Genomic DNA, 19,301 nt, shown 5'->3' on the forward strand with positions numbered 1-19,301 from the left:
CCGTTTCGCGATCTTCGCGCAATCGCTCCTGTTATCGACCTTCCGGTATTTACAGAGTTCCTGCGCAGCTCAACTTAAGTGGCATGGCGCCACAATGCAAAAAAGCCCGGCTGCTCACACAGCCGGGCTTTTTATCATCTACCGATTTGCTTATTGCTCGTCGGTGTTCGCGCCAAGTTCATTCGGGCGAACATTGATCTTCACCTTGGCCTTGGCCTTCAGCGCTTCGACGTAGTCATACATCTGCTGCTGGCCCACCAGGTTGCCGATCTGGTCGGATTCCTGCTTGCGGCGCGCCGTATCGGGCTGAGCCGGCTGCGACACCTTGCCGACGCGGTAGACGCCGTAACCCTGGCCCGGCACTTCGACGCCGACATAGGCTGGCAGCTTGGTCACGTCGGCCTTCAGCACGGCGATCGCGGCGGTCGGGTTGATCGCTGGCTCCTTGGTACGCGACACGCTGACAGGCGCGCCGAAACCGGTGGCGTCGCCCGAAGCCTTGGCAGCTTTCAGCTTGGCTTCGCCGGCGGCGCGCGCCAGGCGGCCCGCTTCTTCCAGGGTCACGCGTTGACGGATCTGGGCATCGACTTCGGCCAGCGGACGCTTGGTGGCCGGACGGAACTCGACCATGCGGCCCGACACCAGCACGCTCGGCGCCACTTCGACGGCTTCGGTATTGCGCTTGTTCTTGATCGCGTCGTTGCCGAACAGGGCGGTCAGGAACTTGGCGTTATTGATCGGCGAGTCGCCCAGCGCCGGGTTCGGCGTGCGGGTCAGGTTGTCGGCGGTCTGGATCTGCAGCTTGAGCTTGTCGGCGACCGGCTTCAGGCTTTCGGACTGGTCATACGCGGTCTCGCTGAACACGCCAGCCAGCTCGGTGTACTTGGCCGACATCTTCTGCTTCTTGAGGTCCGCGGCGATATCGCCCTTCGCATCGTCCAGCGAACGCTGGGTCGACGGCTTGATGCCGGTGACCTTGATGATGTGCCAGCCGAATTCCGACTGCACCAGGCCGCTCGTCTCGCCCTCTTTCATCGCGTAGATCGAGTCCTCGACCGACTTCACGAACAGGCCTTTTTCGACCACGCCCAGGTCGCCGCCCGACTGGGCCGAGCCCGGGTCTTGCGAGTTGGCCTTGGCGATCGCCGCGAAGTTGTCCGGATTGGCGCGCACCTCGGCCAGCACGGCCTCGGCCTTCTTCTTGGCGGCAGCCTGGTCGGCGGCGCTGGCGTCGCGCGACACGGTGATCAGGATGTGGCTCGCGCTGCGCTGCTCGGGCGTGGTGTAGTTCTTGAGGTTTTTATTGTAGTAGTCGGTGACTTCGGCGTCGGTGACCTGCACCTGGCCTTCGACGGTCGACGCGTCGAACACGACGTATTCGGCCTTCACCTGCTCCGGAATCTGGAACAGCTGCGCGTTCTTGTCGTAATAGGCCTTGACCATCTCGTCGGTGACTTTCACCTGCGGCAGATAGGTCGACAGCGGGAACAGGACTTCCTGCACTTCACGTTCCTGGTCGTTGATGTCCGACAGGCGGTTAGCGACGCTGCGCGGCGCGAATGCGGTCGCCTGGATCGCACCCGACAGCTGCTGCACGGCCAGGTCGCGGCGCAGGCGCTGGTCGAACATCTCGGGCGTCATGCCTTGCGCGGCCAGCGCGGCCTTGTAGCCTTCCATGTCGAAGCCACCGTCCGGCAGGCGGAACTGCTGGATGTCCATGATGGTCTTCTGCAGGGTCGCATCGCTCACGCTCATGTGCGCGCGGTTGATCTCGGCATTGATGGCACGCTCGGCAACCAGGTTATTCAGGATCGCCTGCTTGGCTTCCGAAGTCTCGAACAGCTTCTGGTCGAACTGCTCGCCCATCATCTGGCGCGCCTGGTCGATCTGGCGGCGCTGCGCGTCTTCCCATTCCTGCTGGGTGATCTTCTGGCCATCGACGGTAGCGACACCGGCGCCGCCGTCATTGCTCTGGTAACTCTCCATCCCGACGAACACGAACGAGGGAATGATCAAGAGCAGCAGGATCCCGTACATCCAGCGCTTGTGGGTCCGAATAAATTCAAACATGGTCAGCCATTCAAGGTTGAGAATGCATTAACAGCACAGTTAAAAAAAAAAGCGAACTTGCGTTCGCCCCTTCTTGCGGAGCTACCCTTTCGGGCACTCCATACTACTCGAATTCTGGCGGAGCGGACGGGGCTCGAACCCGCGACCCCCGGCGTGACAGGCCGGTATTCTAACCAACTGAACTACCGCTCCAGACTTGTGTTTCATGTTTTTTGTTGGCGGAGCGGACGGGGCTCGAACCCGCGACCCCCGGCGTGACAGGCCGGTATTCTAACCAACTGAACTACCGCTCCAGCAAAAAACAATCAACTCAGCATCAGGATGGATACAACGTTATCCTGCTGCTTTCTTCGCTTGTCACCGCGAAGAAGGCATTAGTTTACTGCATCTTTCAGCGCTTTACCAGCCTTAAATTTCGGAACCTTCGCAGCCTTGATCTTGATGGGTTCCTTGGTGCGTGGATCGCGGCCGGTACGCGCTGCGCGCTCGCCCACGGTGAAGGTGCCGAAGCCCACCAGCGTGACGCTGTCGTTCTTCTTCAGGCTTTCGGTGACTGCTTCGATCATGGCATCGAGTGCACGCGTCGCCGAGGCCTTCGTAATGTCCGCGGACTTCGCGATTTCTTCGATCAGTTCTGTCTTGTTCACTCGTTTCCTCGTTTTCCGTTCGTGACGCATACCGCGCCATTGCTGCAAAAGTGCAAGCGTATATTAAACAAGGGCAACATAGGGATGTCAAGCGAGCATGGTCGAGGAAGACTTCGGTTGGCGGGTCAGACAGCCTGTCAGTATTGACACTCTGGCGCCGAATCGCACGACGCGCGCGCGAACACGACGCCCGCGCGCTAACACGTCGTACCCGCGCAGGCGGGTACCCAGGTTGTTTGCGTGCCGGCTGCGTTCGATGATGATGGTTTGCGTGCGCACTTGGGTACCCGCCTTCGCGGGTACGACGTTCTAAAGTAGCGGGCAAAAAAACAGGCGCCGCATGGGCGCCTGATTCATGAACTACGTGAAGTGCTTAGCGATTAGTGTTTAACCACTTCGCTCTGCCCTTCGCTCGGGGCTGGCGCCACGGCGACTGCAGGCACATCGGACAGCGCTTCCGGCTGGCGCTCCAGCGCGATTTCAAGGACCTTCTCGATCCAGCGCACCGGCACGATCTCGAGCTTGTTCTTGACGTTGTCCGGGATCTCGGCCAGGTCCTTCACGTTCTGCTCGGGGATCAGCACCGTCTTGATGCCGCCGCGATGCGCCGCCAGCAGCTTCTCTTTCAGGCCGCCGATCGGCAGCACTTCGCCGCGCAGCGTGATCTCGCCCGTCATCGCCACGTCGGCGCGCACCGGGATGCCGGTGAAGGCCGAGACCAGTGCGGTCGTCATGCCGATGCCGGCGGACGGACCGTCCTTCGGCGTCGCTCCTTCCGGCACGTGGATGTGGATATCGGTCTTCTCGAACACTTCGTTCTTGATGCCGAAGCGCTGCGCGCGGCTACGCACCACGGTGCGAGCTGCCTCGATCGATTCCTTCATCACGTCGCCCAGCGTACCGGTGCGGATGATGCCGCCCTTGCCCGGAACGTTGACCGCCTCGATCGTCAGCAGGTCGCCGCCCACCTCGGTCCAGGCCAGGCCGACCACCTGGCCGATCTGGTTGTCCTTCTCGGCCACGCCGAAGTCGTAGCGGCGCACGCCCAGGAATTTATCCAGGTTCTTGGCATTGACGATCACGCGCTTCTCGGTCGCGGTCGAACCTTTTTTCAGCAGCAGCATCTTGACCACCTTGCGGCAGATCTTCGACACTTCGCGCTCGAGCGAACGCACACCGGCTTCACGGGTGTAGTAACGGATGATGTCGCGGATCGCGGTCTCTTCGACCTTGATTTCCTCTTCCTTCAGCCCGTTGTTCTTCAACTGCTTCGGCAGCAGGTAGCGCTGCGCGATGCTGGTCTTCTCGTCTTCGGTGTAACCCGACAGGCGGATGACTTCCATCCGGTCCAGCAGCGCCGGCGGGATGTTGAACGAGTTCGAGGTCGCCACGAACATCACGTCCGACAGGTCGAAGTCGACCTCCAGGTAGTGGTCCGAGAAAGTGTGGTTCTGTTCCGGATCCAGCACCTCGAGCAGGGCCGACGATGGGTCGCCGCGGAAGTCCGCGCCCATCTTGTCGATCTCGTCGAGCAGGAACAGCGGATTGCGCACGCCGACCTTGGCCAGCGATTGCAGCACCTTGCCCGGCATCGAGCCGATATAGGTACGGCGGTGGCCGCGGATCTCGGCTTCGTCGCGCACGCCGCCCAGCGCCATGCGCACGAACTTGCGGTTCGTGGCGCGGGCGATCGACTGGCCCAGCGAGGTCTTACCGACACCGGGAGGACCGACGAAGCACAGGATCGGCGCCTTCAACTTGTCGACGCGCTGTTGCACCGCGAGGTATTCCAGGATGCGTTCCTTGATCTTGTCGAGGCCGTAGTGATCCTGCTCGAGCACGGCTTCCGCGTTCTGCAGGTCAATGGTCACTTTCGACTTTTTCTTCCAAGGCAGCGACACCAGGGTGTCGATGTAGTTGCGCACCACGGTGGCTTCGGCCGACATCGGAGACATCAGCTTGAGCTTGCGAATCTCTGCCTGGGCTTTGTCCATGGCTTCCTTCGGCATCTTGGCGGCGATGACTTTCTTCTCGAGCTCCTCGATGTCGGCGCCCTCTTCGCCTTCGCCCAGTTCCTTCTGGATCGCCTTGACCTGTTCGTTCAGGTAGTACTCGCGCTGCGATTTTTCCATCTGGCGCTTAACGCGACCACGGATGCGTTTCTCGACCTGCAGGATGTCCAGTTCGCCTTCCAGCTGGCCGAGCAGGTGCTCGAGGCGCTTGGCGACGTTGAAGATCTCCAGGATCACCTGCTTTTGCTCGAGCTTGAGCGGCAGGTGGGCGGCAACGGTATCGGCCAGGCGTCCGGCGTCGTCGATACCGGCCAGCGAAGCCAGGATCTCGGGCGGAATCTTTTTATTGAGTTTGACGTACTGGTCGAACTGCTGCACGATCGCACGGCGCATGGCTTCGACTTCGGAATCGTCACCGATTTCCGAATTGAGCGGCGTGAGGTCGGCCACGAAATGGGTGGCGCCATCGGTAATATTGTCGATGCGCGCGCGCTGGGAACCTTCCACCAGCACCTTGACGGTGCCGTCCGGGAGTTTCAGCATTTGCAGAATATTTGCCACGCAGCCGATCTCATAGATGTCTGCGGCGGAAGGTTCGTCCTTGGCGGCGGCCTTTTGGGCAGCCAGCATGATGCTCTTGCCCTGCTCCATTGCGGCTTCGAGCGCCTTGATGGATTTTGGACGGCCGACGAACAGAGGTATCACCATATGCGGGAACACAACCACATCGCGCAACGGCAGAAGCGGCAGCGTCGTTTGCTCGGTTAATTTCGAAGTTGTCATGGCATACCTTATAGAAAGCGTGTTGCTGAACTTGGGCGCTGGGCAGTGAAAACACAAGGGCCACCCAGCGAAAATATTTTCTACAAGTAAAAAAATTTCAACTTGCCGAAGAATATAACTGTTCCAATAAAAGCCGTTTCAAAATTGAAAAAGCCACCGCGCGGCGCGCCGCGAGTGGCTTTTCGATTGAAGCCGGGAGTCTTTTATTGAGATTGATTGTACCTAGTTGAGTCCGCACGGCAAGCCTTTTTGTGGCGTGCGTGCGGGCTTTTTTCAGTTCTCTCCAGACGCCTTCGCGGTTTCGCTATAAATCAGCAAAGGTTTCGCACCATTCGTGATCGTGTTTTCATCGATGACGACTTTCACGACGTTTTGCTGGCTTGGCAATTCATACATCACGTCCAGCAGCGCGTGTTCGAGAATCGAACGCAGGCCGCGCGCGCCGGTCTTGCGCGCCAGCGCTTTCTTGGCGATCGCGTGCAGGGCTGCAGGACGAATCTCCAGCTCGGCGCCTTCCATCTCGAGCAGCTTCGAATACTGCTTGATCAGGGCGTTCTTCGGCTCGACCAGGATCTGGATCAGCGCTTCCTCGGTCAGCTCGGAGAGAGCGGCTACGACCGGCAGACGGCCCACCAGCTCGGGGATGAGACCGAACTTGATCAGGTCTTCTGGCTCGGCTTCGAGCAGGATCTCGGCGTTGTAACTGTCGTCCAGGCTCTTGACCGTGGCGCCGAAGCCGATGCCGCTCTTGACCGAACGGTTCTGGATCACCTTGGCCAGGCCGTCGAAGGCGCCGCCGCAGATGAACATGATGTTGGTCGTGTCGATCTGCACGAAGTCCTGGTTCGGATGCTTGCGGCCACCTTGTGGCGGCACCGAAGCCATCGTGCCTTCGATCAGTTTCAACAGCGCCTGCTGCACGCCTTCGCCCGATACGTCGCGGGTGATCGATGGATTGTCGGACTTGCGCGAAATCTTGTCGATCTCGTCGATGTAGACGATGCCGCGCTGCGCCTTCTCCACCTCATAGTTGCAGCTCTGCAGCAGCTTCTGGATGATGTTCTCGACGTCTTCACCGACATAGCCGGCTTCGGTCAAGGTGGTCGCGTCGGCGATCACGAACGGCACGTTGAGCATGCGCGCCAGGGTCTGGGCCAGCAGGGTTTTACCCGAACCGGTTGGTCCAACCAGCAGGATATTACTTTTGGCCAGTTCGACTTCGTCTTTCTTGCCCAGGTGCTTGAGGCGCTTGTAGTGGTTGTACACCGCGACCGACAGGATGCGCTTGGCCGTTTGCTGGCCAATCACGTACTGGTCGAGCAGTTCGGTGATTTCGAGGGGCGTCGGCAGGTCGGACTTGGCGCCCGCCACCGTTTCGACGTTCGACGTTTCATCGCGGATGATGTCGTTGCACAGATCGATGCATTCATCGCAGATGAACACCGACGGTCCCGCGATCAGCTTCTTGACTTCGTGCTGGCTCTTTCCGCAGAACGAGCAGTACAGAAGTTTTTCGCCGCTGGAGGATTTTTTGTCTGACATGGGGGCAGGACTCTATTGAATTGCTGTGAATATAACGCTTATACGAGTGTGCAACAAGTGCCAATGTGACATGCCATGAAGGCAGCGCAACCTGTGCACCTACGAACATGCTACCCGAAATAAAAAACAAACGCCCGAACGTGATCGCGTCCGGGCGTTTTTTTCCAACACCTCTTTCGAGGTACGGGGTTGAAACCTACCCGCGACTGGTCAGGACCTTGTCGATCAAGCCATATTCGACGGACTCGTCCGCCGACATGAAGCGGTCGCGGTCGGTATCCTTGTGGATCTGCTCGATGCTCTGGCCGGTGTTGTCGGCCATGATGCGCGCCAGGCGCTCGCGCAGGTACAGGATTTCCTTGGCCTGGATTTCGATATCCGAAGCCATACCCTGCGATCCGCCCGATGGCTGGTGAATCATGACGCGCGAATTTGGCAGCGAGAAGCGCTTGCCCTTGGCGCCAGCGGCCAGCAGGAAGGCGCCCATCGAGGCGGCCAGACCCGTGCACAGCGTCGAGACGTCCGGCTTGATGAAGTTCATCGTGTCGAAGATCGCCAGGCCCGCCGAGACGGAACCGCCCGGGGAATTAATGTAAAGCGAAATATCCTTGTCAGGATTTTCACTTTCCAGGAACAGCATCTGGGCGACGATCAGGTTCGCCATCTGGTCGTTGACAGGGCCGACCAGGAAGATCACGCGCTCTTTCAAGAGGCGCGAATAGATGTCATAGGCGCGCTCGCCGCGGCCACTCTGTTCGATCACCATCGGCACCATGCCGAGTGCTTGTGTATCCAATGCCGGATTACGAATCATACCTGTCTCGTTCCTTATAAAGAGGCCATGGAAAAAAATGCCGGCCACGCAGGCCGGCATTTCGATTCCTTAGGCCTGTGGGACGCTGCCCATCAGTTCATCGAAAGCGATGGTCGTGGTCGACACTTTCGCCTTGCCGAGTACATAGTTGACGACGTTTTCTTCCAATACAAGAGCTTCGACTTCACCCAGGCGACGACGGTCGCTGAAGTAGTACTTGAGCACTTCTTTTGGATCTTCGTAGCTTTGCGAGAAGTCTTCGATCTGGGCTTTCACCTGGTCTTGGGTAGCTTGCAGATTGTTGTCTGCGACCAGTTGCGACAGGATCAGGCCCAGGCGCACGCGACGCTCTGCCTTGTCCTTGAACATCTCGGCCGGGAATGGCAGCTTGGAGACGTCCATGCCGCGCTGCGACATGTCCTGGCGGGTCATTTCGGCCAGGCGTTCCGAGTCTTGCTCAATCATGACTTGCGGCACGTCCAGTTCGGTCGACTTGACCAGGGCGTCCATCACGGCTTCCTTGTTACGTGCTTTGACACGGGCACGCACTTCGCGTTCCAGGTTGACCTTGATGTCTTCGCGCATCTTCTCGATCGAACCGTCTTCGATGCCCAGCGATTGGGCGAATTCGGCGTCGACTTCCGGCAGGTGCGCCCATTCCAGGGCCTTCAGGGTGATGGTGAACTCGGCGGTTTTACCGGCCACGTCCTTGCCATGGTAATCCTCTGGGAAAGCCAGTGGGAAGGTCTTGGCTTCGCCGACTTTCAGGCCGATGGTCGCGGCTTCGAATTCCGGCAGCATGCGACCTTCGCCCAGCACGAAGGCGTAGTCTTCCGCCTTGCCGCCAGCGAATTCGACGCCGTCCAGGGTGCCGACGAAGTCGACGGTCACGCGGTCGCCATTGGCAGCCACGGCTTCGCCGCCGGTGCCGTGCTCGCCTGCTTCACCCTTGGTGTGGTAGTGCACGCGCTGCTTGCGCAGGATGTCGATGGTCTTGTCGATCTCGACATCGCTGACGTCGGTGTTGACGGTTTCGACTTCGACGGCAGCCAGGTCGCCGATCACGACTTCTGGATACACTTCGAAGGTCGCGTCGAAGGACAGGGTGCCTTCTTCGGAGTCTTGCTTAGGCTCGATTTTCGGGAAACCGGCAACGCGCAGTTCGTTCTCGACGGCGGCTTCGTTGAAAGCGCGGCCGACTTTGTCGTTCAGGACGTCGGTTTCGATCTGGTAGCCGTACTGGGCAGCGACCATCTTCAGAGGCACTTTGCCTGGACGGAAGCCCGGCGCGCGGGCCGTCTTGGCCTGCTGTTTCAGGCGCTTTTCGACTTCGGTACGGACGTCAGCGACCGGAAAAGAGATCGTCAAGCGACGCTCGAGTTTACCCAGGGTTTCGACTGCAGTTGCCATTGTAAAAATCGTCCAAAAAAATAATTATTCGTGGTGCGAGGAGGGGGACTCGAACCCCCACACCATTGCTGGCGTCAGGACCTAAACCTGGTGCGTCTACCAATTTCGCCATCCTCGCTCAGGATTGCATAATTGCCACAAAAACAAAGGACGACCGACAGTGAAACCGGCCGCCCTGCACTCCAATGTTTAGGGGCTACAACTTCAAACGATTATTTTACTGGAATTTCTGACACTATTGGGCATCATTTTTAGCGGTGCGGGGTATGGCGCAAGGCTGAGCTTCCTTAGTTGCACCCAGCACGTCGTTCCCGCGGAGGTGGGAACCCAAGTTTGCCAGCGCTGCCGCCTACACTTATTGCACCACTGTGCACAAAAACTTGGGTTCCCGCCTGCGCGGGAACGACGTGTCGAGGCTAGCGATTCACGGATACATCACTCTGCTCCGGCTTCTTGACCTTGAACCACAGCGCATACAAGGCCGGCAAGAACAACAAGGTCAACGCCGTCGCCACGATCAGGCCACCCATGATCGCTACCGCCATCGGCCCCCAGAACGTCGACCGGGAAAGCGGGATCATGGCCAGCGCCGCCGCGGCCGCCGTCAGCAGGATCGGGCGGCAACGCCGCACCGCCGATTCCACGATCGCGTCCCACGGATGGCTGCCATTCGCGATGTCATGTTCGATCTGGTCCACCAGGATCACCGAGTTCCGGATGATCATCCCGAACAGCGCGATCACACCCAGGTTGGCAACGAAGCCGAACGGACGATCCAGGATCAACAGCGCCATCGCCGCTCCCGCCACGCCCAGCGGACCAGTAAGGAACACCAGCAGCGAACGCGAGAAGCTGTGCAGCTGCAGCATCAGCAAGGTAAAGGTGATGAACAGCACCAGCGGCACATTGGCCATGATCGAGGCCTCGGCCTCGGAACTGTCAGCGGCGGCGCCCTCCACCGTCACGCGGTAGCCGGCCGGCAGCTTGGCGCGGATGTCGGCCAGCTTGGCATCGACCTGGTCGGTCACGGTTGGCCCCTGGATCCCCTCCACAACGTCGGACTGCACCATGATCGCCCACTCGCGGCCTTCGCGCCAGACCACGCCTGGCTCCCACACGAACTGCACCCGCGCGACCTGGCCGATGGTGACGGCGCGTCCGCCGGTGGTTGGCACCAGGGCCTCCTGCAAGCGCGTGATGGTCGAACGCTCCTCGAGCGGCTGGCGCACCACCATGTCGATCAGGCGGTTCGATTCGCGGAACTGGCCGATCGGGGTGCCGGTCAGGGTGGTCTGCACCACCCGCCGCACGGCTTGCGACGTTACGCCCAGCGCGCGCAGCTTGTCCTGATCGAGGTCCAGGCGCAGCACCTTGACCGATTCGTTCCAGTTGTCGTTCACGCCCAGCGTGTTCGGGTTGGCGGCCATGACTTCCTTGACCTGGTCGGCGATGGTGCGCACCACGCCGATGTCCGGGCCCAGCACCTGGAACTGCACCGGATACGGCACCGGCGGCCCGTTCGGCAGCAGTTTCACGCGGCCACGCACCTCGGGGAAGTCGGTCTTGAACACCTCGATGATCTTCATGCGCAGGCGCTCGCGCGCGGCCGTGTCGACCGGCAGCACCACCAGCTGCGAGACGTTCGACTGCGGGAAGATCTGGTCCAGCGGCAGGTAGAAGCGCGGACTGCCGGTGCCGACGTAGCTGGTCACACTCTGCACGCCCTCCTGCTTGGCCAGGAAGGCCTCGAAGCGCTTCACGACGGCTTCGTTGGCGGCGAAGCTGGTGCCTTCGGGCGACCACAACTCCACCATCAGCTCGGGGCGGCTAGAATCCGGGAAGAACTGCTTTTCGATGAAATTAAAGCCGAACACGCCCAGCGCAAACACGCCCAGACTCAGTGCGATCGTGGTCTTTCTCCACTCGACGCAGCGGGTCACCAGGCGGCGGAAGCGCTGGTAACCAGGCGAATCGAAGACGTCGTGATGACCGCCCTCCCCGGCGGCATGCGGTTTTACTTTCAACAGCAGGAAACCAATGTACGGCGTAAAGGTCACCGCCACCACCCACGAGATCAGCAGCGCCAGCCCGTTCACCGAAAACATCGTAAACGTGTATTCGCCAGCCGCCGATTCGGCCAGGCCGATCGGCAGGAAGCCCGCCGCCGTGATCAGGGTCCCGGTCAGCATCGGCATCGCGGTCGAGGTATAGGCGAAGGTGGCCGCCTCGAAGCGAGATAAACCCTCTTCCATCTTGCGCACCATCATCTCGACCGCGATGATGGCGTCGTCCACCAGCAGGCCAAGGGCGATGATCAGGGCGCCGAGCGAAATCTTGTGCAGCGAGATGTCCAGCATGCGCATGAACAGGAAGGTAATCGCCAGCACCAACGGGATCGACAGCGCCACCACCAGGCCCGGATACACATCCACCCGCCACTTCGGCTTGGTGTGCAGGCCCAGCGCCAGGAAGGACACGATCAGCACGATCACCACCGCCTCGATCAGCACCTTGACGAATTCGCCCACCGAGGCCGTCACCGCCTGCGGCTGGTCGGCCACCCGTTCGAGTTCGATGCCGACCGGGAGCTGGGAACGGATGCGGTCCACCGTCTCGCTCAAGCCTTCACCCATGGTGATGATGTTGCCGCCTTTTTGCATCGACACACCCAGGCCGATGACTTCCTTGCCATTGAAGCGCATCTTCTCGGCCGGCGGATCCTGGTAGCCCCGCTTGACGGTGGCGAAGTCGCCGAGCCGGAAAGTGGTGCCGCCGGCGCGCAGTTGCAGGTCTTCGATCTGGCCCAGCGTGCGCAGGGCGCCCGTGACCCGCACCTGCAGGTTGTCGCTCGCCGTTACCAGCACCCCACTCGCTTCCACCTGGTTCTGGGTCGCGATCTGGTTGACGATCTGCTCGAATGGCACGCCCAGCTGGGCGAACTTCTTGCTCGAAAACTCGATATAGACTTTCTCGCTCTGCACCCCGAACTGCTCGACCTTGGCCACCAACGGCACGCGCAGCAGTTGCTGGCGCACGAAGTCGGCGTAGTCGCGCATCTCGGCATAGGTGAAGCCGTCACCCGACAGCGCGAAGATGGAACCGTAGGTGTCGCCGAATTCGTCGTTGAAGAAAGGCCCGATCACGCCCTGCGGCAGGGTGCCCGCAATGTCGCCGATCTTCTTGCGCACCTGGTACCAGGCCTGGGGCGTCTCGGATGGCGGCGTCGACTCGCGCAGCTCGAGGATGATGGTGGTCTCGCCGGGCTTGGAAAAGCTGCGGATGGTGTGGATGTAGGGCGTCTCTTGCAGCTTGCGCTCGAGCGGATCGGTCACCTGCTCGGCCATCTGCAGCGCGGTGGCGCCGGGCCACACGGCGCGCACCACCATCGCGCGGAAGGTGAACGGTGGATCCTCGTCCTGGCCCAACTCGAAGTAACTGAGGATCCCGAACAGCATGCAGGCGGCGATCAGGAAGCGCGTGAGCGGGATGTGCTCCAGCGCCCAGCGCGAAAGATTAAAACCCTTCATTTGCCGACCTCGCCCGACACGATCGTTTCAGTGTCGGCGCGACGCGAGACGTCGGCGGTGAGGATGCGCACCTTCTGGCCATTCCTCAGCAGGTTGACGCCGGCGGTGACGACGTTCTGGCCGGCGGCGATCTGGCCCGTGACCAGCACGTCATTGCGCACCTGGCCAACCACCTGCACCGGCACCAGCTTGACGGCGCCGTTCTCGACGATCCAGACCGAGCTCGCGCCCTTGTGCTGCACCAGCGCTGTCAGCGGCAGGCGCAGGCCGGCCGCGCCATTGCCGCCTGCTGCCAGTTCGACGGTCGCGGTCATGCCCAGCCGGACTTCGGCATTCTCGGGAATCGCCACTTTCACGGTATAGGTGCGGGTGGCCGGATCGGCCATCGGCGAGACTTCGCGGATCTTGCCGGGAATCGCCACGGCCTCGTTGGCCCACAGGCGCACGGTGACGTCGCCCGCCGCGCGCAGTTGCCCAACCTTGTCTTCGGGGATGCCGATCACGACTTCCTTCTCGACGGTTCTCGCCACGCGCACCACCGGGCTGCCCGGCTGCACCACCTGCCCCACCTCGGCCTCGATGGCGGTCACCACGCCGTCGGCGTCGGCCGCCAGGTTCGTATAGTTGGACTGGTTGGACTGGCCGCGCAGGCCGGCGCGGGCGGCATCCACATTGGCCTGGGCCGCCTTCAGGGCGCTTTGCTTGGCGTCGAGCACGGCCTGGCTGACGAAATTCTGGGCGCGCAGGTCGACGTGGCGCTTGTGATCGGCCCTCGCCAAATCACGCTCGGTCTCGGCGGCGCGCAGGGTGGCGCGGGCCTGGCTTTCGGCCAGGCGCAGGTCTTGCGGGTCGAGCCGCATCAGCACGTCGCCGCGCTTGACCGTGGCGCCGACGTCCACCTTGCGTTCGACGATCTTGCCGCCGACCCGGAAGCCCAGCTGCGATTCGTAGCGCGGGCGCACGTCGCCCGAGAACTCCAGGCGCTCGCCCGCCGTGTCGGCGGCGAGGGTGATCACGCGCACCGGACGCACGTCCTCGGCAGGTGGGGCGGGCTTGGAACAGGCGACCAGGGCGGCGGTGGCAAGCGGCGCCAGCACGGCCGCGCGCAGGGCGGAAGAAGAAATTCGGGAAAACACAGTGGCGATCCTTTGGCTGATCTGGCGGCGTCTCGGGCCGGAGCTGGCTGCGTGTGAGCGTCACATTAGCGCCAGTTTGTATTCCAGCAATTATAATCATGCAAATAGATAAATCAGATGACTTTAGAGTCATCCGTCCAAAATGGCCGTAGACCACTACGAAAACTTTCCTGTCGCCTCGATCCTGCTGCCGCGCCGCCTCGTGCCCGCGGTCGAGGCGATCTATGCCTTCGCACGCAGCGCAGACGACCTGGCCGACGAAGGCAATGCCACGCCCGATGAGCGGCTGGCCGCCCTCGCAGCCTACGAACGTGAATTGGACCAGATCGATGTCGGCGCAACGTCGTCGGATCCGATGTTTACGCGCCTGGCCGGCGTCGTCGCCCAGTATCGCCTGCGGCTGGACCCGATGCGCGACTTGCTGTCGGCCTTCAAGCAGGACGTCGTCACCCAGCGCTACGCCGACTATGCCAGCCTGCTCGATTACTGCCGCCGCTCGGCCGATCCGGTCGGGCGCCTGATGCTGGCGCTGTACGGCGCCGACGACGCCGATAATGTGCGCGAGTCCGACGCCATCTGCAGCGCGCTGCAGCTGACGAACTTCTTGCAGGACGTGGCGATCGACCTGGAGAAGGGGCGCATTTATATTCCTTTGGAAGACCTGGCCCGCTTCAAGGTGAGCGAGGCGGCGCTGCGCGCCGGCACGGTCGACGCCCCGTTCCAGGCCCTGATGCGCTTCGAGGTCGAGCGCACCCGCGCGCTGATGCTGTCGGGCGCCCCGCTGGCCAAGCGCCTGCCGGGCCGCATCGGCTGGGAGCTGCGCATGATCGTGCAGGGCGGCCTGCGCATCCTCGACCGCATCGAACACGCCGGCTACGACGTGTTCCGCCGCCGCCCGGTACTGTCGGCGCCGGACTGGATCATGGTCGGCTGGGGCGCCTTGCGCATGTAATACCCCTTCGATTGACCATGTTTTCACGCTCATCGGCTAAGATAGCGGATTGACAGCGCGGCTCCGTCGCGCCCCGACCAGCATTTCACGACGATTTCATGTCTCCAGACGAATACTGCCAGCAAAAGACCGTCCAAAGCGGCTCCAGTTTCTACTACAGCTTCCTGTTCCTTCCGCCCGAGCGCCGGCGTGCGATCACGGCGCTGTACGCCTTTTGCCGCGAAGTCGACGACACCGTCGACGAAGCCACCGACGGTTCGGTGGCGCGCATCAAACTGGCCTGGTGGCGCACCGAGGTCTCGAAGATGTACTCGGGCACCCCGACCCACCCGGTGATGGTGGCGCTGCAGCCGCACATCGCCACCTATAAACTGGAAGAAAAGCACCTGCTGGCCATCGTCGACGGCATGGAGATGGACCTCGACCAGAGCCGCTACCTCGACTACCCCGGCCTGCAGCGCTATTGCTGGCACGTGGCGGGCGTGGTCGGCATCCTGTCGGCCAGCATCTTCGGCTACACCAATCCGCAGACCCTGGCCTATGCCGAGAAGCTCGGCCTGGCCTTCCAGCTGACGAACATCATCCGCGACGTCGGCGACGATGCGCGCAAGGGCCGCATCTACCTGCCGGTCAACGAGCTGCAGCAGTTCGGCGTCACCGCCAACGACCTGCTCAAGCTGCAGCACACCGACAAGTTCGAGGCGCTGATGCGCTTCCAGGCCGAGCGCGCGCAAGCCATCTACGACGAAGCCCTGGCCCTGCTGCCGAAGGAAGACCGGCGCGCCCAGCGCCCCGGCCTGATGATGGCCGCCATCTACCGCACGCTGCTGGACGAGATCCAGCGCGACGGCTTCCACGTCCTCAACCAGCGTATCTCGCTCACGCCGCTGCGCAAACTCTGGCTGGCGTGGAAGACCTATGTCCGCACCTGAATTGCGGGTCGCGGTCGCCGGCGGCGGCTGGGCCGGCTGCGCGGCGGCGGTGGAGCTGGCGCGCCAGGGCTGCCAGGTGACCCTGTTCGAGGCCGCCCGCAGCCTGGGCGGCCGCGCGCGCGGCGTCGAGGTGCGCGGATTGGCCCTGGACAACGGCCAGCACATCCTGCTGGGCGCCTACCGCGAATCGCTGCGACTCATGAAACGGGTGGGCGTCGACGAAAAAACCGCCTTCCTGCGCCTGCCGGTGCAGATGCGCTATCCCGAGGGCGGCGACGGCATGGACTTCGCCGCGCCGCGCCTGCCGGCGCCGCTGCACCTGGCGTTCGCCCTGCTGCGCGCGAACGGCCTGGACCGCGCCGACAAGCTGGCGCTGGCCCGCTTCAACAGCGCCGGGCGCTGGATGGGCTGGCAGCTGGACAATGACTGCACGGTGCTCGAGCTGCTGGAGCGCTTCGACCAGACCGAGCGCCTGGCACGGCTGATGTGGCGCCCGCTATGCATCGCGGCCCTGAACACGCCGCCTGAACGGGCCTCGGCCAATGTGTTCCTGGCCGTGCTGCGCGACAGCCTGGGCGCCCGCCGGCGCGCCGCCTCCGACATGCTGCTGCCACGCCTGCCGATGGGGGCGCTGTTCCCGGAACCGGCCGGCGCCTGGCTCGAGCGCCAGGGTCGAGGTCATTCTGTGCGCCTGGGCGTCAAGGTCGCGGGCATCAAGCGCGATGGCGACGGCTGGCTGGTGGACTCCGGCGGCGATGCTCCGGCCGAACGCTTCGACGCGGTGGTGCTGGCCACCCCGGCGCCGGTGAGCGCCGCGCTGCTAGCGGGCTTACCGGAAGCTGCGGAGGTGGCCGGCCAGCTGGACGCCTTCACCCACGAGCCGATCGCCACCTGCTATCTGCAGTACGCGCCCGGCACCCGCCTGGCGCTGCCGTTCTACGCCCTGCTGGACGACCCCGCGACGAACCGCTGGGGCCAGTTCGTGTTCGACCGCGCCCAGCTGGACTCGGCCCAGGAGGGCCTGCTGGCGGTGGTGGTGAGCGCCGCCGCCGAGGCCGCGAGCCTGCCACGCGAACAGCTGGCGGCCGCCATCGCGTCCCAGCTGGCCGAGGATTTCAGACGACCCGAACTGGCCACGCCGGCCTGGACCCAGCTGATCACAGAGAAACGCGCGACCTTCAGCTGCACACCAGGATTAGTGCGCCCCGGCAACATCACCACCCTGCCCGGTCTGGCGCTGGCCGGCGACTACACGGCCAGCGACTACCCGGCCACCCTGGAAACGGCGGTGCGCAGCGGCCAGGCGGCGGCGACGGCCATCCGCGCCTACGGCGCCCTGCCCCGCGAAAAGCGCAGCCTGTCGCACGCCGATGGCGCCGCTTCCGGCGATTCCGTAAGGTAGCAGCATCAAAACCCGTCTTATGGAACTGACTATGAAACCCCGTCTCGGCCTGCACGCCGTTGCCATTCTTGCCATCGTGGCGCTGAGCACCCTGGTGCTGGTCAAGCCCGAACTGATCGGCGGCTCGGCGCATGCGACCGTCATGGCGATCGGCTCCATCCCGGCCCTCGGCCATCACTAGACGGAGAGCCGCAAGCACATGGGCAAGCTGGAATACCTCGACGCGCTCAAGCGGGCCCTGATGGGCCTGCCGCCGGAAACCCAGGCCAGGACCCTGGCCTGGTACGAGCAGCGCTTCGTCGACGGCAGCACCGCCGGCCGGCCGGAACACGAGGTGGCCGCCGAGCTCGGCGATCCGCGCCAGGTCGCGGTGACCCTGCGCACCAGCGCCCACCTGGCCGACCTCAAGGACACCAACAAGGACAAGAAGCCGTCAGGCAATATCGCGCGTACGATCGTCTCGGGCATCGGCCTGTTGATTTTCAATCTGTTCATGCTGATCCCGGCCGCGGTGTTCGCATCGCTGCTGATGTCGCTGTACCTGTCCGCCTTCGGCGTCTATGTCTCGGGCATCGCCGTGACCGCGAGCGGGCTGGCCGGCTCGAACGAGTTGATCCTGAGCGCCCCGCTGACCCGCATGGTGATCAGCGACGACGGCGAAACGGTCGAGTCGCAGACCCGGGTCACGATCGGCGCCAACGGCATTCACGTGTTCGACGAACCGGCGCCGAGCGCCAACGAAGATAACCCCGACGCCCGCACCGAGCGCGACGACCGCAACTCGCGCTTCATGCGCGGGGCCGAGGCAGTTGCCGAACGCAAGATCCAGATCACGACCGAGCTGGATCCCGGCTCGCGCACCACGCAGGTGGCCTTCGGCTGCGCGCTGATCCTGGGCGGCATCGCACTGTTCTTGCTGTCGATCGTGCTCACCAAATACACGCTGATGGGCATCCGCCGCTACGTGAACATGAACCTGTCGCTGCTGAAGGGATGAGGACACCATGCGCGCCTTGATGAGAATCGGATTCGCCCTGCTGCTGCTGGCCGCGGTGCTGGTGGCGCTGAGCTACAGCATGCTGCGCGCCACGGGCGTGAGCACCGCCGCCGAGCGGCGCGAAGTAGCGCAGGACCGGCGCACCGTGCCGGCCGGCGTCGACGTCGTCGAGCTCGACGGCCCGATCGACCTGAACCTGCGCTATGGCGCCACACCGTCGCTGCAGGTCAGCGGCGAACAGCGCATGCTGGGTAATGTCGAAGTCCAGGGCGACGGTAATGTGCTGCGCATCGGCATCCGCGGCATGGTTCTGCGCCACCGCGAACCGCTGGTGGTCGACCTGACCTTGCCGGCCCTGAGCTCGGTGCGGATCGACGGCAGCGGCGACAGCAGCATCAACGGCTTCTCGGGCGACGAGATCGCCGTCCAGCTCAACGGCTCGGGCAGCGTGCGCTTCAACGGGCGTTTCCGCACCGCCAAGGCGAGCCTGACCGGCAGCGGCGACCTGGACGTGAACGGCGGCGCCGCGATGGACCGGGTGGAGACGCGCCTGATGGGATCGGGACGCATCACGGTGGTTGGCACGGCGCGCGAGCTCGACGCCACCACTACCGGCTCGGGGCACCTCGATGCCGAGCACTTGCGCGCCGAGGAAGTCACAGTGAGCCAAAGCGGCTCGGGCGACAGCGCGGTGCAGGCGCGCGGCAAGGTGAAGGTGTCGCTCAGTGGCAGTGGAGATGTCGAGGTGTATGGGAATCCGGGGGAGCGGAGCACGAGTCGGGTGGGTAGCGGGAGTGTGAGCTATCACGAGTAGCACTCTGGTCGAGGTAGAAGACTCAATGTTACCCACACGACATCAGGCGGTGCGGCACCAAGCGCTAACGAAGACCTCGATCGTTATTTTTCCTTGATGAAGTAAACTGCATATCAAGGTCTGCTATCGGCCAAAAGCAGACTGTCGCGATGCTAGCACAAAGCTAAATATCGCAGCATTGACGGCAATTCTTTCGGCAGCCAAGAAGGCGGAAGGCAGCTTTGAGTCGACTTCTAATGTAGACTAGAAAACGATAATCGACC

Annotated in this window: 14 protein-coding genes and 3 tRNA genes; 6 read left to right on the top strand and 11 right to left on the bottom strand. The window is 62.7% G+C overall.

Annotated features, from left to right (window positions below; translation table 11 throughout):
- Positions 1-150: 150 nt before the first annotated feature.
- The 11 genes from FVD38_RS08100 to FVD38_RS08150 all read right to left on the bottom strand — a co-directional run bounded on the left by FVD38_RS08100 (position 151) and on the right by FVD38_RS08150 (position 13,941).
- On the bottom strand, positions 151-2,070 hold the full coding sequence (locus tag FVD38_RS08100; RefSeq protein WP_147934345.1) for a SurA N-terminal domain-containing protein: 1,920 nt from the start codon (positions 2,068-2,070) through the stop codon (positions 151-153).
- A 115-nt stretch (positions 2,071-2,185) separates the two neighbouring features.
- Positions 2,186-2,262, bottom strand: a tRNA-Asp gene (locus FVD38_RS08105).
- A 24-nt stretch (positions 2,263-2,286) separates the two neighbouring features.
- Positions 2,287-2,363, bottom strand: a tRNA-Asp gene (locus tag FVD38_RS08110).
- Between the two features lie 81 nt (positions 2,364-2,444).
- Positions 2,445-2,717 carry a non-specific DNA-binding protein Hbs gene (gene hbs, locus FVD38_RS08115; protein ID WP_005671138.1) on the bottom strand — a complete coding sequence of 91 codons (273 nt, stop codon included), beginning with the start codon at positions 2,715-2,717 and terminating at the stop codon, positions 2,445-2,447.
- Positions 2,718-3,097: 380 nt separating this feature from the next.
- Positions 3,098-5,512, bottom strand: a complete 2,415-nt coding sequence (lon, locus tag FVD38_RS08120) for an endopeptidase La (RefSeq protein WP_147934346.1) — start codon at positions 5,510-5,512, stop codon at positions 3,098-3,100.
- A gap of 273 nt (positions 5,513-5,785) precedes the next feature.
- Complete coding sequence (clpX, locus tag FVD38_RS08125) at positions 5,786-7,054, bottom strand: ATP-dependent Clp protease ATP-binding subunit ClpX (protein ID WP_123072091.1); 1,269 nt, start codon at positions 7,052-7,054, stop codon at positions 5,786-5,788.
- A gap of 196 nt (positions 7,055-7,250) precedes the next feature.
- On the bottom strand, positions 7,251-7,868 hold the full coding sequence (gene clpP, locus FVD38_RS08130) for an ATP-dependent Clp endopeptidase proteolytic subunit ClpP (protein ID WP_123072090.1): 618 nt from the start codon (positions 7,866-7,868) through the stop codon (positions 7,251-7,253).
- 69 nt (positions 7,869-7,937) lie between these two features.
- Positions 7,938-9,278 carry a trigger factor gene (tig, locus tag FVD38_RS08135; protein ID WP_123072089.1) on the bottom strand — a complete coding sequence of 447 codons (1,341 nt, stop codon included), beginning with the start codon at positions 9,276-9,278 and terminating at the stop codon, positions 7,938-7,940.
- Positions 9,279-9,309: 31 nt separating this feature from the next.
- Positions 9,310-9,396 (bottom strand) — tRNA-Leu (locus tag FVD38_RS08140).
- Positions 9,397-9,694: 298 nt separating this feature from the next.
- The gene (locus FVD38_RS08145) at positions 9,695-12,805 is read right to left on the bottom strand and encodes an efflux RND transporter permease subunit (RefSeq protein ID WP_147934347.1); all 3,111 of its coding nucleotides are present in this window, start codon (positions 12,803-12,805) and stop codon (positions 9,695-9,697) included.
- On the bottom strand, positions 12,802-13,941 hold the full coding sequence (locus tag FVD38_RS08150) for an efflux RND transporter periplasmic adaptor subunit (RefSeq protein ID WP_147934348.1): 1,140 nt from the start codon (positions 13,939-13,941) through the stop codon (positions 12,802-12,804). Before FVD38_RS08150 ends, FVD38_RS08145 begins: the two co-directional genes overlap by 4 nt.
- Before the next feature lie 142 nt (positions 13,942-14,083).
- On the opposite strand from FVD38_RS08150, the gene hpnC reads away from it, so the two are divergent.
- The 6 genes from hpnC to FVD38_RS08175 all read left to right on the top strand — a co-directional run bounded on the left by hpnC (position 14,084) and on the right by FVD38_RS08175 (position 19,038).
- On the top strand, positions 14,084-14,893 hold the full coding sequence (gene hpnC / locus FVD38_RS08155; RefSeq protein WP_147934349.1) for a squalene synthase HpnC: 810 nt from the start codon (positions 14,084-14,086) through the stop codon (positions 14,891-14,893).
- A gap of 98 nt (positions 14,894-14,991) precedes the next feature.
- The gene (hpnD, locus tag FVD38_RS08160) at positions 14,992-15,825 is read left to right on the top strand and encodes a presqualene diphosphate synthase HpnD (RefSeq protein WP_147934350.1); all 834 of its coding nucleotides are present in this window, start codon (positions 14,992-14,994) and stop codon (positions 15,823-15,825) included.
- The gene (gene hpnE / locus FVD38_RS08165) at positions 15,812-17,227 is read left to right on the top strand and encodes a hydroxysqualene dehydroxylase HpnE (RefSeq protein WP_147934351.1); all 1,416 of its coding nucleotides are present in this window, start codon (positions 15,812-15,814) and stop codon (positions 17,225-17,227) included. Before hpnD ends, hpnE begins: the two co-directional genes overlap by 14 nt.
- A 31-nt stretch (positions 17,228-17,258) precedes the next feature.
- The gene (locus tag FVD38_RS26430; RefSeq protein ID WP_183407322.1) at positions 17,259-17,408 is read left to right on the top strand and encodes a hypothetical protein; all 150 of its coding nucleotides are present in this window, start codon (positions 17,259-17,261) and stop codon (positions 17,406-17,408) included.
- A gap of 18 nt (positions 17,409-17,426) precedes the next feature.
- Complete coding sequence (locus tag FVD38_RS08170; protein ID WP_147934352.1) at positions 17,427-18,224, top strand: DUF1700 domain-containing protein; 798 nt, start codon at positions 17,427-17,429, stop codon at positions 18,222-18,224.
- Positions 18,225-18,243: 19 nt separating this feature from the next.
- Positions 18,244-19,038, top strand: a complete 795-nt coding sequence (locus FVD38_RS08175; protein ID WP_229493503.1) for a head GIN domain-containing protein — start codon at positions 18,244-18,246, stop codon at positions 19,036-19,038.
- The last annotated feature ends 263 nt before the right edge of the window (positions 19,039-19,301 follow it).

Origin of the sequence: Massilia arenae (assembly GCF_008014745.1) — a bacterium.
Lineage (GTDB): Bacteria > Pseudomonadota > Gammaproteobacteria > Burkholderiales > Burkholderiaceae_D > Telluria > Telluria arenae.

Coding starts and splice junctions, on each gene's coding strand:
- FVD38_RS08100 (WP_147934345.1), bottom strand. CDS start 2,070: ATGTTTGAATTTATTCGGACCCACAAGCGCTGGATGTACGGGATCCTG.
- clpP (WP_123072090.1), bottom strand. CDS start 7,868: ATGATTCGTAATCCGGCATTGGATACACAAGCACTCGGCATGGTGCCG.
- FVD38_RS26430 (WP_183407322.1), top strand. CDS start 17,259: ATGAAACCCCGTCTCGGCCTGCACGCCGTTGCCATTCTTGCCATCGTG.
- hpnC (WP_147934349.1), top strand. CDS start 14,084: ATGGCCGTAGACCACTACGAAAACTTTCCTGTCGCCTCGATCCTGCTG.
- hpnE (WP_147934351.1), top strand. CDS start 15,812: ATGTCCGCACCTGAATTGCGGGTCGCGGTCGCCGGCGGCGGCTGGGCC.
- FVD38_RS08145 (WP_147934347.1), bottom strand. CDS start 12,805: ATGAAGGGTTTTAATCTTTCGCGCTGGGCGCTGGAGCACATCCCGCTC.
- FVD38_RS08175 (WP_229493503.1), top strand. CDS start 18,244: ATGAGAATCGGATTCGCCCTGCTGCTGCTGGCCGCGGTGCTGGTGGCG.
- tig (WP_123072089.1), bottom strand. CDS start 9,278: ATGGCAACTGCAGTCGAAACCCTGGGTAAACTCGAGCGTCGCTTGACG.
- clpX (WP_123072091.1), bottom strand. CDS start 7,054: ATGTCAGACAAAAAATCCTCCAGCGGCGAAAAACTTCTGTACTGCTCG.
- FVD38_RS08170 (WP_147934352.1), top strand. CDS start 17,427: ATGGGCAAGCTGGAATACCTCGACGCGCTCAAGCGGGCCCTGATGGGC.
- hpnD (WP_147934350.1), top strand. CDS start 14,992: ATGTCTCCAGACGAATACTGCCAGCAAAAGACCGTCCAAAGCGGCTCC.
- lon (WP_147934346.1), bottom strand. CDS start 5,512: ATGACAACTTCGAAATTAACCGAGCAAACGACGCTGCCGCTTCTGCCG.